The sequence below is a fragment of the Cellulomonas fimi genome (genome assembly GCF_028583725.1).
Lineage (GTDB): Bacteria > Actinomycetota > Actinomycetes > Actinomycetales > Cellulomonadaceae > Cellulomonas > Cellulomonas fimi_B.
On record NZ_CP110680.1, the window covers coordinates 1,292,003 to 1,305,744 of the forward strand.

Annotated in this window: 14 protein-coding genes and 1 riboswitch; of the genes, 10 read left to right on the top strand and 4 right to left on the bottom strand. The window is 73.4% G+C overall.

Annotation, left to right across the window (positions count from 1 at the left end; translation table 11 throughout):
* Positions 1-202: 202 nt before the first annotated feature.
* Both OOT42_RS05965 and OOT42_RS05970 read left to right on the top strand, forming a co-directional pair.
* Complete coding sequence (locus OOT42_RS05965; RefSeq protein WP_273653980.1) at positions 203-934, top strand: hypothetical protein; 732 nt, start codon at positions 203-205, stop codon at positions 932-934.
* A gap of 210 nt (positions 935-1,144) precedes the next feature.
* Positions 1,145-2,620 carry an alpha-lytic protease prodomain-containing protein gene (locus OOT42_RS05970; RefSeq protein ID WP_273653981.1) on the top strand — a complete coding sequence of 492 codons (1,476 nt, stop codon included), beginning with the start codon at positions 1,145-1,147 and terminating at the stop codon, positions 2,618-2,620.
* A gap of 99 nt (positions 2,621-2,719) precedes the next feature.
* Here the strand turns inward: OOT42_RS05970 and OOT42_RS05975 are convergent, their stop codons facing one another.
* Both OOT42_RS05975 and purU read right to left on the bottom strand, forming a co-directional pair.
* Complete coding sequence (locus OOT42_RS05975; protein WP_273653982.1) at positions 2,720-4,102, bottom strand: PHB depolymerase family esterase; 1,383 nt, start codon at positions 4,100-4,102, stop codon at positions 2,720-2,722.
* 175 nt (positions 4,103-4,277) lie between these two features.
* Positions 4,278-5,153 carry a formyltetrahydrofolate deformylase gene (purU, locus tag OOT42_RS05980; protein WP_273653983.1) on the bottom strand — a complete coding sequence of 292 codons (876 nt, stop codon included), beginning with the start codon at positions 5,151-5,153 and terminating at the stop codon, positions 4,278-4,280.
* Between the two features lie 47 nt (positions 5,154-5,200).
* On the opposite strand from purU, the gene OOT42_RS05985 reads away from it, so the two are divergent.
* Together OOT42_RS05985 and OOT42_RS05990 are read left to right on the top strand one after the other, a co-directional pair.
* Positions 5,201-5,698, top strand: coding sequence for a GNAT family N-acetyltransferase (locus OOT42_RS05985; RefSeq protein WP_273653984.1), 498 nt, complete (start codon positions 5,201-5,203; stop codon positions 5,696-5,698).
* Positions 5,699-5,701: 3 nt separating this feature from the next.
* Positions 5,702-6,478 carry an aminoglycoside 3'-phosphotransferase gene (locus OOT42_RS05990; protein ID WP_273653985.1) on the top strand — a complete coding sequence of 259 codons (777 nt, stop codon included), beginning with the start codon at positions 5,702-5,704 and terminating at the stop codon, positions 6,476-6,478.
* Here the strand turns inward: OOT42_RS05990 and OOT42_RS05995 are convergent.
* Positions 6,404-7,384: a DMT family transporter gene (locus tag OOT42_RS05995; RefSeq protein WP_273653986.1), complete on the bottom strand. Its 981-nt coding sequence runs from the start codon at positions 7,382-7,384 to the stop codon at positions 6,404-6,406. The genes OOT42_RS05990 and OOT42_RS05995 overlap by 75 nt on opposite strands.
* 40 nt (positions 7,385-7,424) lie before the next feature.
* Here OOT42_RS05995 and OOT42_RS06000 point away from each other — a divergent pair, with 40 nt between their 5' ends.
* The 6 genes from OOT42_RS06000 to OOT42_RS06025 all read left to right on the top strand — a co-directional run bounded on the left by OOT42_RS06000 (position 7,425) and on the right by OOT42_RS06025 (position 12,336).
* Positions 7,425-8,027: a MarR family winged helix-turn-helix transcriptional regulator gene (locus OOT42_RS06000; RefSeq protein WP_273653987.1), complete on the top strand. Its 603-nt coding sequence runs from the start codon at positions 7,425-7,427 to the stop codon at positions 8,025-8,027.
* 9 nt (positions 8,028-8,036) lie between these two features.
* Positions 8,037-8,417 (top strand): VOC family protein, encoded by a 381-nt coding sequence (locus OOT42_RS06005; protein WP_273653988.1) that lies wholly within the window; start codon positions 8,037-8,039, stop codon positions 8,415-8,417.
* 62 nt (positions 8,418-8,479) lie between these two features.
* Positions 8,480-8,569, top strand: a riboswitch (ZMP/ZTP riboswitch).
* Between the two features lie 99 nt (positions 8,570-8,668).
* Positions 8,669-9,958, top strand: a complete 1,290-nt coding sequence (glyA, locus tag OOT42_RS06010) for a serine hydroxymethyltransferase (protein ID WP_273653989.1) — start codon at positions 8,669-8,671, stop codon at positions 9,956-9,958.
* A 10-nt stretch (positions 9,959-9,968) separates the two neighbouring features.
* Positions 9,969-10,850: a bifunctional methylenetetrahydrofolate dehydrogenase/methenyltetrahydrofolate cyclohydrolase gene (locus OOT42_RS06015; protein WP_168678282.1), complete on the top strand. Its 882-nt coding sequence runs from the start codon at positions 9,969-9,971 to the stop codon at positions 10,848-10,850.
* A gap of 119 nt (positions 10,851-10,969) precedes the next feature.
* Positions 10,970-11,455 (top strand): VOC family protein, encoded by a 486-nt coding sequence (locus tag OOT42_RS06020; RefSeq protein ID WP_273653990.1) that lies wholly within the window; start codon positions 10,970-10,972, stop codon positions 11,453-11,455.
* Positions 11,456-11,523: 68 nt separating this feature from the next.
* A complete protein-coding gene (locus OOT42_RS06025; protein ID WP_273653991.1) occupies positions 11,524-12,336 on the top strand; it encodes an exodeoxyribonuclease III in 813 nt (270 codons plus the stop codon).
* A gap of 49 nt (positions 12,337-12,385) precedes the next feature.
* On the opposite strand, the gene OOT42_RS06030 is transcribed toward OOT42_RS06025, so the two are convergent.
* Complete coding sequence (locus tag OOT42_RS06030) at positions 12,386-13,714, bottom strand: MFS transporter (RefSeq protein WP_273653992.1); 1,329 nt, start codon at positions 13,712-13,714, stop codon at positions 12,386-12,388.
* Between the last annotated feature and the right edge of the window lie 28 nt (positions 13,715-13,742).

Below are 13,742 nucleotides of genomic sequence, written 5' to 3' on the forward strand. Positions count from 1 at the left end.
GGTCGCGGGGCGGGCGATCCGCAGCGCCCGCCCCGCGCCGCCGGACATGAAGGGCCCGCGCCTGAGGAGGGGCGCGGGCCCTTCGTCGTGCCCGGGAGAGTGACCCGCGCCGACGCGGTGCGCGTTCCCGCCACGCGGAGGCCCGTCGGTGGAGCAGGATCGGCTCCAGGCTCGACGAGGAGGTGCCCGGACGTTGCGGTCGGTGTCGCGCCTCGTCGTGGGCGTCGTGCTCGCGCTGGTCACGGTGCCGCTCGTGTCCGGTGCCGCGCGCACGGTCGACGTGCGCCCGCCCGCCGACGTGCTCGACTTCTTCGAGCGCCGCGCGGCGGCCGCGTACGGGGAGATGTCCGTCGGCCTCACGTCGGACGGGCAGGGCGACGGGGCGACGGCGGACGCGCGCGACGGCGCGGTCGTGACGTTCGGGTCGCCCCGGACGGTGCACCGCTTCACGCGCGCCTTCACGCACGGCGACGCGACGGGCGTGATCGCCGAGCCGGACGGCACGTGGGTCGCGCCGGCGTTCGAGGACGGCGTGCCGAGCGCCGTCGTCCTGGTCTGGCGCCCGCCCGGGTCGCGCACCCCAGAGATCGCGTCGGTCGAGGGGAGTCCCGAGCGGGCGGCGCAGCTCGCCGGCGCGCCCGACGCACCGCTGGTGGTCGACGCGCCGCGCGGTGCCTGGTTCACGTGGCACGGGGACCGGCTGGAGGGCCTCGACGGCTCGCGGGTCGGGGCCGACGTCCTCGCCGGGCGTCTGGCGTCGGAACCGCCGCCCGGTGGCTCCGACGTGTTCGTGCCGGGCCTCGTCCTCTTCCAGCCGCAGGGGATCGCGACCGTGATCGCGGTCGTCCTGGCGTTGGTGGGCGCGGGCGTGCTGCTCCGACGTCGCCGAGCGACGTCACGACGGCCGGACGACGTCCCGTCATCGGACCGCTGACTGCTGGGTCGCCCCCCGACCCGGTCGGGTTCTCGCGCGGCGCATGCAGCCACACGGCACTGACCTGGGTGTTCGCCACGTCGTTCAGGGCCGGCTCGATCGCGCCCTCCGCGGGGGTTCCACTCTTTCGATACCGGCGGGTAGCATCCGAGTCGCAATGCCAATGACATCAGTCATCCGCCTATTCACCGGAGCTGTGACATGAGACGCATGCACTCGAAGACCCTCGTCACCCTCGGGCTGGCCGCCACCCTGGTCCTCGCCCCCGCCGTCGCCCAGGCCGCCACGAGCGACCCCGACGTCGGCGCCCCCGCCCCTGTCACCCCGCCCAAGGCCGCGGCCGGCGTGCTCGACGCGATGAAGCGCGACCTCGGCCTGTCGGGGAGCGCCGCCCGCGCCCGGCTCGCGTTCCAGGCCGGCGCCGCGGAGACCGAGCAGCACCTCTCGACCCGCCTCGGCGCCGACTACGCAGGCGCGTGGGTCGACCCGAAGGCCAACGTCCTGCACGTCGCCGTGACGGACGCCGCCGACGGCCCGGCGATCCGCGCGGCCGGTGCCCGGCCGGTCGTCGCCCGGCACTCGCTCGCCGACCTCGACCGCTACAAGGCCGGGCTCGACGCCGCGCTCGCCCCCGCCGCCTCGACCGTCCCGTCGTGGTACGTCGATGTCGCGACCAACTCCGTGGTCGTCAACGCCACCGCCGGCGCCGTCGCGCAGGCCCGTGACCTCGTCGCTGCTGCCGGCGTTCCCGCGGACGCGGTCAAGGTCCTCGAGACCACCGAGGCGCCGCGCACGTTCATCGACGTGATCGGCGGCAACGCCTACTACATCGGCGGTTCGTCGCGCTGCTCGGTCGGCTTCGCCGTCACGGGCGGGTTCGTGACCGCCGGGCACTGCGGCCGCACGGGCGCGACCACGACCAGCCCGTCCGGCACGTTCGCCGGGTCGAGCTTCCCCGGCAACGACTACGCGTGGGTGCGGGTCGCGTCGGGCAACACGCCGATCGGCGCCGTCAACAACTACAGCGGCGGCACCGTCGCCGTCGCGGGTTCGACGCAGGCCACCGTCGGCTCCTCGGTCTGCCGGTCCGGCTCCACGACGGGCTGGCGCTGCGGCACCATCCAGGCGTTCAACGCGACGGTCAACTACGCGCAGGGCAGCGTGTCCGGCCTCATCCGCACCAACGTGTGCGCCGAGCCCGGTGACTCGGGCGGCTCGCTCGTCGCGGGCAACCAGGCGCAGGGCATGACGTCGGGCGGCTCCGGCAACTGCTCCTCGGGCGGCACGACGTACTTCCAGCCCGTCAACGAGGCCCTGTCCGCGTACGGCCTCACGCTCGTCACGTCGGGCGGCGGCCAGAACCCGCCGCCCGCGACCTGCTCCGGCTACGCGCGCACCTACACGGGCTCGCTCAGCACCGGGCGCTCCGCGATCCAGCCGAGCGGCTCCTACGTCACGGTGTCGTCCAGCGGCACGATCCGGCTCTGCCTCGACGGCCCGACCGGCAGCGACTTCGACCTCTACCTGCAGAAGTGGAACGGGTCGTCGTGGGCGTCGGTCGCGTCGGCCACCTCGTCGAACGCCGACGAGACCATCACCTACAGCGGGACCGCCGGCCAGTACCGGTACGGCGTCTACGCCTACGCGGGCTCCGGCTCGTACACCCTCGGCGCCACGACGCCGTAGGGCGCTGACACCCCGTCGTCACGACGTCGGGGACGCACGACGACGGGCCCGCACCGCAGGGGGGTGCGGGCCCGTCGTTCGCGTCAGGACCGGGGAAGGTCAGCCCTGCGCGCAGAGACGACCGTCGAGCGTGAGGTCCAGCGGCGGCGGGTTGCTGCCCGAGTGGGTCGCGTTGAAGCCGATCTGGACGCTGCTGCCCGCGGGGATCGTCGCGTTCCACGGGGCGTTGGCGGCGACGACGCGGTCGCCGGTCTGCGTGACGACCGAGCTCCACGCCTGCGTGACCTGCTGGCCGGCGGTCCAGCGCCACGTCAGCTGCCAGCCGTTCAGGTCGGATGCCCCCAGGTTCTTGATCGACACGTTGGCCGTGAAGCCGGTGTTCCACTGGTTGACCGTCCACGAGACCGAGCAGCCGCCTGCGCTCGCGGTGGGCGTGGGGGTGGCCGTCGGCGTCGTCGTCGGTGTGGGCGTCGGGGTGGTCGGCGTCGGGGTCGGGGTCGTGGGGGTCGGCGTGGGCGTCGTCGCCTGGTCGAGCCCGAAGAACCGGATCGCCGCCGCGGCGTCCACCGGCAGGTTGTGGCCGACGCCGGACAGGCTGTTCGCCTCGATCGGCGCGCGGTCGCCCGTGCCGCCGAACCGCGAGCGGGTGTTGCTGCCGATGGTCTCCCTCGACGAGGGCGTCGCCGAGACGCCCAGCACGTTCGTCCACTGCTCGACCGCCTCGCCGTGCTGCACGTAGCTGAGCGTGTCGTCCTGCGTGCCGTGCCACAGCTGCACGCGCGGCCGCGGACCGGTGTAGCCGGGGTAGGCGGCGCGGGCGAGGTCGCCCCACTGCTGCGCCGTGCGCGTGAGCCGGCCCTGTGCGCAGTCGCTGTTCCAGCCCGCCTGCGACGTCGTGCCCGGCGGCGGACCGGACGTCGAGAAGCACGTGGCGGGCACGCCGGCGAACGCCGACCCGGCGGCGAACACGTCGGGGTACGTCGCGAGCAGGACCTGCGTCATCATCGCGCCCGACGACGTACCCGTCACGAACACGCGACCGGTGTCCGTCGTCCACCGCTGCTGCACGTGGCGGACCATCGAGACGATGCTCGTCGGGTCGCTCGCGCCACCGTGCCGGAGGGCCTCGCTCGAGGAGACGTCGAAGCACGAGCCGGGCCGGTTGGTCGACGGGTACACGACGATGTAGCCGTAGCGCGTGGCGAGCTCGTCGAACTGCGCGCCCGAGTACATCGCCTGGGCGGACCCGGTGCAGTAGTGGTTGACGACGAGGACCCCCGGCCGCGGCGGCAGGTTGTCGGGCACGAACAGGAACATCCGCAGCCCGCCGGGGTTGCTGCCGAAACCCGTCACCTCCTGCAACGACGCGGCGCGCGCCGGTGCCGCGGAGGTGAGCATCGCGGCGAGCAGGCCCACCAGTGCGGCGGACAGGGCCGCGAGCACGGCCAGCGATCGGCGCAGGGGTGCGCGCGTCGACGTCATCGAGTCCTCCTCGACCCATGGGAGCCGGCCCACGCGAGAGGAGGGCGGCTCGTCGAGCATCGGTGAGCACGTGGGGGCGGTCAACGCGGGGCAGCGGGGCGAAACGATTCGTCGTGCGGCCCTGACCTGCGACGTCGCGCACCGGGCGCGATCGCCCGGCACGCGGCGGAGGCCGTCAGCGGAAGACGATCGTCCGGTGCCCGTCGAGCAGGACGCGGTGCTCGGCGTGCCACCGCACGGCCCGTGCGAGGGCGCGCCGCTCGACGTCCTGCCCGAGCGCGACCAGGTCGTCGACGGACCGCGTGTGGTCGACGCGCTCGACGTCCTGCTCGATGATCGGCCCCTCGTCGAGGTCGCCCGTGACGTAGTGCGCGGTCGCGCCGATGAGCTTGACGCCGCGGTCGTGCGCCTGCGCGTAGGGGCGCGCGCCCTTGAACGACGGCAGGAACGAGTGGTGGATGTTGATGACGCGACCCTCGAGCCGGCGGCACAGGTCGTCGGACAGGATCTGCATGTAGCGGGCCAGCACGACGAGCTCGACGTCGAGCTCCTCGACGAGCTCGAGCAGCCGGGCCTCGGCCGCGGCCTTGGTGGCCGACGTGACGGGCACGTGGTGGAACGGGATGCCGTAGAACTCGGCGAGCGGCGCGAGCGTCGTGTGGTTCGACACGACGGCGACCAGGTCCACGGGCAGCTTTTCGGACCGCTGCCGGAACGCGAGGTCGTTGAGGCAGTGCGCCGCGGTCGAGCCCATGACGAGCGTGCGGACCGGGCGCCCGACGACGTCGAGGGCCCACGTCATGTCGAACGTGCGCGCGACGGTCGCCATCGCGCCCGCGAGCACCTCGCGCGGCGCGAACGCCGACACCTGCACCCGCATGAAGAACAGCCCCGACAGCGGGTCCCCGAACTGCTGCGACTCGGTGATGTTCCCCCCGTGGTCCGCAAGCACGCCCGCGACGGCCCGGACGATGCCGGGGCGGTCGGGGCACGAGAGGGTCAGGACCCAGTGGGTGGGCTCATCTGCATGCTGAGACACGGTGTCGGACACGAGCCCGAGAGTAGTGCGCCCGCGCGGACGGCTGAGACGATGGCGGCATGACGCAGGCCGACCTGGACATCCGTACGGTCACCCTCGACGACGCCGGAGAGCTCCTCACGCTCCGCCGCGCCGCGTTCGTCACCGAGGCCCAGCAGTACGGGGACCCGAACATCCCGCCCCTCACGCAGACCCTCGACGAGCTGCGCGACGACCTCGGCGCCGACGGCGTCATCACGCTCGGCGCGTGGTCCGGCCACCGGCTGATCGGGTCGATCCGCGTGGTGATCGAGGGCACGAAGGCGACGCTCGGACGGTTCGCCGTCGCGCCCGACCTGCAGGGCAAGGGCGTCGGCACGCGCCTGCTCATGGCGATCCTGCCGATCCTCCCCGACGGCATCGAGGAGGTCTGGGTCTTCACCGGGCGCGACTCGCTGCACAACATCGCGCTCTACGAGAGCCAGGGCTACGAGCACCAGCACGACCAGACCGCGGGCGACCTCACGTATGCGTACCTGCGCAAGATCCTGGGGGACGACGACCGCGCCGAGGCCTGACGCGTGCCGTCCTCCTCGGGGCCGGTGCCCGTCGCGGGTCGCGAGCTCGCGGGCCGTCCCGTCGACCCGACGGTCGTGCCGCACGTCGTGCAGGGCATGGGCGGGGTGCGCGAGGTCGTCTGGCGCAACGAGCTCGGCGGCCTGACGTTCCTGCTCGACGAGCCCGAGCGGTTCGTGAAGTGGGTGCCGGCGGGTGTGCCGCTCGACCTCGACGCCGAGGTGGCGCGCCTGCGCTGGGCCGCGCCCTTCACGCCCGTGCCGACGGTGCTGGAGGCCGGGTCCGACGACGAGGGGTCGTGGCTCGTCACGCACCCGCTCGCCGGTCGCAGCGCGGTCGACCCGCGGTGGGTCGCGGAGCCGCTGACGGCGGTGCGGGCGATCGGCGCGGGCCTGCGCGCGATGCACGACGCGCTGCCCGTCGACGACTGCCCGTTCGACTGGGGCGTCGAGGCGCGCGTCGCGGCGGCCGACGCACGCGAGGGCGGACCGTCGGCGGAGCGCGCCGCGCTCGGGCCACCGCCGCCTGTCGACCGGCTCGTCGTGTGCCACGGCGACGCGTGCGCGCCCAACACGCTGCTCGCCGACGACGGCACCTGGCTGGCCCACGTCGACCTCGGCACGCTGGGCGTCGCGGACCGCTGGGCCGACCTCGCGGTCGCGACCTACAGCACGCTCTGGAACTACGGCCCGGGGTTCGAGGAGCCGCTACTGGACGCGTACGGGGTCGCGCTGGACCCGGTGCGCGCCGCCTTCTACCGCGGGCTCTGGGACGCGACCTGACGTCTCCGCGGCGGTCACGGCGCCGGCGCGGCGGTCGCGACGTGCCCGCACCGCGCGGTCGACCGCGGGCTGGCCGAGCAGCACGCCCGCGAGCACGACGACGATCCCGGCCACCTGCAGCGGGCCGAGGTGCTCACCCGCGAGCAGCACGCCGACCAGCACGCCCGCGACGGGGTTGAGCAGCCCGACGAGCCCGACGGTCCCGGCGGGCAGGCGACGCAGGCCGCTGAACCACGCGAGGTAGGCGACGGCGGTCGCGACGAGCGACACGTACGCGAATCCCGCGACCGCGCGCCCGTCGAGCGCCGGGGGAGCGCCCTCGACGGCGACCGCGAACGGGACCAGCACGAGCCCGCCCGCGACGAGCTGCCACGCGGTCGACGACACGACGTCGACCCCGCCGGCCCAGCGCGTGGCGAGCACGAACCCGACGCTCGACATGAGCATCGCGGCGACGGACGCGACCACGCCGAGCGGCCGGATCTCCCCGCCGCCCGTGAGCAGCATCGCGGCGACGCCGACGACGCCGAGACCGGCACCCGCGAGCGCGAGCACGCGCGGCTTCTGCGCGAGCAGCGCCCACGCGACGAGCATCATGACGACGGGCGACGTGGCCATCACGGTCGACGCGACCGACGACGGCAGGAGCTGCGCGGCGACGTAGATCAGCGCGAAGAACGCGCCCATCGAGAGCGTGCCGAGCACGAGCGACCGCCACCACCACGAGCCGCGGGGGAGGCGTCGGACGACGAGCAGCAGGACGAGGCCCGCGGGCAGCGCGCGCAGGACGGCACCCCAGAGCGGGGCGTCGGCGGGGAGCGCGTGCTTGGTGACGTAGTAGGTGGTGCCCCACGTGAGCGGCGCGATCGCCGTGACGAGCGACCAGCGCAGCGATTTCTCTTCCACGGAAGACAACATACCTTCCATGGAAGATAAGATCGACCCCATGACGCAGATCGACTCGACCGTGCGTGACGGCGCGCACGACGACGGACCGGCCGCAGGTGACCGTCTCGACCGCATCCAGGCCGCGTGGCGCCGCGAACGGCCCGACCTCGACGTCCGCCCGCAAGGTGTCATCGGCCGCCTGAGCCGCGTCGCCAACCACGTCACCGACGAGCTCGTCGCCGTCTACCGGCAGCACGGTCTCGGCGAGGGCGACTTCGACGTCCTCGCGACCCTGCGCCGGGCCGGCGCGCCCTACGAGCGCACGCCCGGTGACCTCTGCGCGAACACCCTCGTGACGAGCGGTGCCATGACCAAGCGCGTCGACCGGCTCGAGGCCGCGGGCCTCGTCACGCGGCGCGTGTCCGACGAGGACGCCCGCGCGCGCGTCATCGCACTCACCCCGCGGGGGATCGAGGTCATCGACGCCGCCTTCACCGACCACATGACCAACGAGCGCCGCCTCCTCGACGCCCTCGACCCGGCCGACGTCGACCTGCTCGAGCACCTCCTGCGCCGCTGGCTCGCCGTCTTCGAGACGCCGGACGAGGTCGGTGGCCGCGAGGGAGACGGGCACCGCCCCGGTGCGGGCTCGCGGCCCTAGGCTCGCCGGATGATCCGGCTGCGCGACGTCACCTTCCTCGTCCACGACCACGACGAGGCGCTGACGTTCTTCGTCGACGCCCTCGGGTTCACGGTCCGCCAGGACGAGACGTTCCCCGGCGGGTGGCGGCGTGTCGTCGTCGGGCCCCCCGACGGCGGCACCGGGCTCGTGCTGGCGCCGGCTCGCGACGGCGACCCGGTCGGCCGCCAGGCGGGCGGCGACGTCGCGTTCTTCCTGGAGACCGACGACTTCGCCGCCCAGCACGCGCGGATGCTCCGCCACGGGGTGCGGTTCCGCGAGGAGCCACGGCACGAGCCCTACGGCACCGTCGCGGTGTTCGAGGACCTGTACGGCGGTGCGTGGGACCTCATCGAGCCGCCCGCCCGCTGACACCCGTCGACACCGACGGGGAGCGGATACCTCTGACGACCCGTGCGCGGGTGTTGCTAGGCTCTGCTGGTCGCGACTGGCGCAGCGGGTGGGTCACCACCGGGGAGCGACGAGCAGCAGCAGACTTCGGGTCGGACGCCTGGGCCCACGGTCACCACACCAGCGAGAGTGTGTGCGTGCCCGCCCGCGTGCCGGTGCCACCTCTCCCGTCACGAGAAGATCCGTCCGCTGATGCCCCAGGGAGTCGCCCGATGAGCGCCGACAAGACCCCGATCCTCGACCAGAACATCTCCGAGCTCGACCCGGAGATCGCCGCCGTCCTCGACGGCGAGCTCGCCCGCCAGCAGGGCACGCTCGAGATGATCGCCTCCGAGAACTTCGTCCCGCGCGCGGTCCTGCAGGCGCAGGGCTCCGTGCTCACCAACAAGTACGCCGAGGGCTACCCGGGCCGCCGCTACTACGGCGGCTGCGAGCAGGTCGACATCGCGGAGAACATCGCGATCGACCGCGCGAAGGCCCTGTTCGGCGCCGAGCACGCCAACGTCCAGCCGCACTCGGGCGCCACCGCCAACGCGGCCGTGCTGCACGCGCTCATCAACGCGGGCGACAAGATCCTCGGCCTGGAGCTGGCGCACGGTGGCCACCTCACGCACGGCATGAAGATCAACTTCTCCGGCAAGCTGTACGACGTCGCCGCGTACGGCGTGGACCCGCAGACGTTCCGCATCGAGCCCGAGGCGATCCGCGCGGCCGCGCTCGAGCACCGCCCCGACGTCATCATCGGCGGCTGGTCGGCCTACCCGCGGCACCTCGACTTCGCCGCGATGCGCGAGATCGCCGACGAGGTCGGCGCGAAGCTCTGGGTCGACATGGCGCACTTCGCGGGCCTCGTCGCCGCGGGCCTGCACCCGTCGCCCGTCCCGCACGCGGACGTCGTCTCGTCGACCGTGCACAAGACGATCGGCGGCCCCCGCTCGGGCTTCATCCTGAGCAAGCAGGAGTACGCCAAGAAGATCGACTCCGCGGTGTTCCCGGGTCAGCAGGGCGGCCCGCTCATGCACGTCATCGCCGCCAAGGCGGTGTCGTTCAAGGTCGCCGGCACCGAGGACTTCAAGGACCGCCAGCAGCGGACGATCGACGGCGCGCGCATCATCGCGGACCGCCTGACCGCGACCGACGTGTCGAACGCGGGCGTCTCCGTCCTCACGGGCGGCACGGACGTGCACCTGGTGCTCGTCGACCTGCGGCACTCGGACCTCGACGGCCAGCAGGCCGAGGACCTCCTGCACGCCGCGGGCATCACCGTGAACCGCAACGCCGTGCCGTTCGACCCGCGCCCCCCGCGCGTCACGTCGGGCCTGCGCATCGGCACGCCCGCGCTCGCGACGCGCGGCTTCGGTGACGCCGAGTTCACCGAGGTCGCCGACATCATCGCGACCGCGCTCGTCGGCGGTGCGTCGACCGACGTCGAGGCGCTGCGGGCCCGTGTGGCCAAGCTGGCCGAGGCGTTCCCGCTGTACTCCGGCCTCCAGCAGTACTGAGGCGGCGCACATGACGGCACAGATCCTCGACGGCAAGGCCACGGCGGCGCGCATCAAGGGCGAGCTCGCGGAGCGCGTCGCCGCCCTCGCGACCCGTGGCATCCGCCCGGGCCTCGGGACGCTGCTCGTCGGCGACGACCCCGGCTCGCGCTGGTACGTCGAGGGCAAGCACCGTGACTGCGCCGAGGTCGGCATCGCGTCGATCCGGGAGGACCTCCCGGCCGACGCGACGCAGGAGGACATCGAGGCGGCGGTCCGTCGGCTCAACGAGGACCCGGAGTGCACCGGGTTCATCGTGCAGCTGCCGCTGCCGCGCGGGATCGACACGAACCGCGTCCTCGAGCTCATCGACCCCGACAAGGACGCCGACGGCCTGCACCCGACGAACCTGGGGCGGCTGGTCCTGCGCGTCAACGAGCCCGTCACGAGCCCGCTGCCGTGCACCCCGCGCGGCATCGTCGACCTGCTGCTGCGGCACGACGTCGACCTGCGCGGCGCGGACGTCGTCGTCGTCGGGCGGGGCGTGACCGTCGGCCGGTCGATCGGGCTGCTGCTCACCCGACGGGAGATCAACGCGACCGTCACGCTCACGCACACGGGCACCGAGGACCTCGCGGAGCACACCCGCAACGCCGACGTGATCGTCGCCGCGGCGGGCGTGCCGGGAATCATCACGGCCGACATCGTCAAGCCGGGCGCCGTCGTCATCGACGTCGGCGTGTCCCGCGCGACCGACCCGGAGACCGGCAAGAGCCGCGTCGTCGGCGACGTCGACCCGGGCGTCCTCGAGATCGCGTCGTGGGTGTCGCCCAACCCGGGCGGCGTCGGTCCCATGACGCGCGCGATGCTGCTGAGCAACGTCGTCGACACCGCGGAGCGCCTCGCGGGCTGATCCGCCCGCCCGGTCCGACATCGGCCCCGGTACCCCGATGAGTGCGGGTACCGGGGCCGGTCTGTCGGGAGGAGAGTGGTCGACGACCGTCGACCCGCCGACTCCCGGGAGGACCCGTCATGGGCATCGTCCAGCCGCACCTCTGGTACCACGACAACGCCGTCGAGGCCGCCGAGTTCTACGTCTCGGTCTTCCCGAACTCGTCGATCACGAACATCGTCCACGCGCCCGCCGACATGCCGGACGTCAAGAAGGGCGACCCGTTCCTCGTCGAGTTCGTGCTCGACGGCATGCCGGTCACGGCCATCTCCGCCGGCGCCTCGCTCACGCTCAACGCCGCGTTCTCGTTCCTCGTCGACGTCGACGACCAGGAGACGCTCGACCGCTACTGGGACGCGCTGCTCGAGGGCGGTGGCGAGGAGGTCGCGTGCGGCTGGCTCACCGACCGGTTCGGCCTCTCGTGGCAGGTCGTCCCGCGCCAGCTCGCGCAGTGGACCATGTCGCCCGACGCCGACCCGGAGGGCGCCGCGCGCGCGACGCAGGTCATGCTCACGCAGAAGAAGCTCGACATCGCCGCGCTGGAGGCTGCCTACCGCGGCGAGTGACCCGCCGCTCGCCGCAGGCCCGGCCGGAGGGGGCCGGGCCTGTCGGCGGCGTGGGGTTGGATGGTCCGGTGCTCACGATCGCCAGCGTCAACGTCAACGGCATCCGCGCGGCCTACAAGCGCGGCATGGGGGAGTGGCTCGAGGCGCGCAAGCCCGACGTCCTGCTGCTGCAGGAGGTCCGCGCGTCCGACGAGATCCTCGCCGACCACCTGTCCGCGAGCGAGTGGCACCTTGCGCACGAGGCGTCCGAGACCAAGGGCCGGGCCGGCGTCGCGATCGCGTCACGGCTGCCCATGGACGCGGTGCGGATCGGCCTGAGGACCGGGGTCACGGGTGACACCGGGCGGTGGGTCGAGGCGGACCTCGCGGTGCCGTCGCACGACGGCGCCCCCGCGCGCAAGCTCACGGTCGTCTCGACGTACATCCACTCGGGCACGCTCGGGACCCCGTCGATGGACGAGAAGTACGCCTTCCTCGACCACGTCACCGCGCGGCTCGGGGACCTGTCGCGAGACGGCGGGTACGCGGTCGTCGCGGGCGACCTCAACATCGCGCACCGCGAGGCGGACATCAAGAACTGGAAGGGCAACCTCAAGGCCGCGGGGTTCCTGCCGCGCGAGCGCGCCTACCTGGACCGCTGGTTCGACGACCTGTCGTGGCACGACCTGGGCCGCGAGCTCGGTGGTGAGGGGCCTGGCCCGTTCACCTGGTGGTCGTGGCGCGGCAAGGCGTTCGACAACGACGCGGGGTGGCGGATCGACTACCAGCTCGCGACGCCGGACCTCGCGGACGCCGCGGTGAGCGCGACGGTCGACCGGGCGGCGACGTACGCCGAACGGTTCTCGGACCACGCACCGCTGGTCGTCGAGTACGACCTCTGACGGTCCTCGTCGCCGACGGCCGGTGCGGCGCGCGGGACGTCGAGCGGCCTCACGTCGTCGGCGTCGTCGCGTCCTCGTCCGTCGGCGCCTGACCCGTCGGGGCGTCGTCGGGGCGCGGCAGGTCACGCATGCCGAGCAGCGGCGAGAACACGACGGGGATCGTCGACAGCAGCGCACCGCCGACGCACACCCACAGGGTCGGCACGACGCCGATCTGCGTGCCGAGCCACCCGCCGAGGATGCCGCCGAGCGGCATGGTGCCCCAGACGAAGAACCGCACGGACGCGTTCATGCGCCCGAGCAGCGCGGGCGGGCACAGCCGCTGCCGGAACGAGACCTGCGCGACGTTGTAGACGACGACCGAGAAGCTGAACAGGAAGCCGCCGGCGATGAGCATGACCTGGGCGGGCACGTCGACGACGACGGCGAGCGGCGGCAGCGCGGCGGCGGGCACGAACAGCAGGGCGGACAGGGGGATGATCCGCCCTTCGCCGACGAGGCGCGCGAGCCGGTCGGCGGCGACAGCGCCGAGCAGCCCGCCGATCGCCCCGGCAGACATCACGGTGCCGAACGCGGCGGTGTCGAGGCCGAGGACGCGCAGCGCGTAGATCGCGCTGAGGGCGCCGGCGGCCGTGCCGAAGAGGTTGCCGATGCCGGTGCACGCGACGATGCGCCGCAGCAAGGGCTGGTGGACCACGAACCGCACGCCTTCGGCGATCTCGACGCGCAGCGGCCGGCGCGTCTCGGGTGCAGGCGGCTGCTCGCGGTGCCGGATGCGCCCGACGGCGACGGCGGAGACGAGGTACGTGACGACGTTGACGGCCATGAGCACGGGCGCGGCGACGACGCGCAGCAGGGCGCCGGCGATCGCGGGGGCGACGACCATCGCGACGGACTGCGTCGACTGGAGCTTGGAGTTGCCCTCGACGATGTGGTCGAGGCCGACGAGCCACGGGACGTAGCTCTGGTGGGCGACGTCGAAGAACGTGCTGCACACGCTGATGACGAGCGCGGCGCCGATGAGCAGCGGCATGGAGGCGTGCCCGGTGAGGGCGGTCACGACGACGACGCCGAGGACGAGCGCGCGCACGAGGTCGGCGTTGATGAGGACGTTGCGCTTGCGCATCCGGTCGACCCATGCACCCGCGGGCAGGCCGATGACGAGGAAGGCGAGCGTCTCGGCGGCGCTGAGGACGCCCATCTCCCACTCGCTCGCCGCGAGGGTGTCGACGGCGAGGACGGGGAGCGCGATGACGGTGAGCTGCGTGCCGAGCTGGCCGAGCGCGTCTCCGGCCCAGAGCCGGCGGAAGTCCGCGTGGTGGATGAGCGACCGGCGCGGGGTGGCCGGTGCCGTCGCGGGAGCGGGTGGGGTGGTCACGGGTCCAGGGTGGCGTCAGTGATTGGGA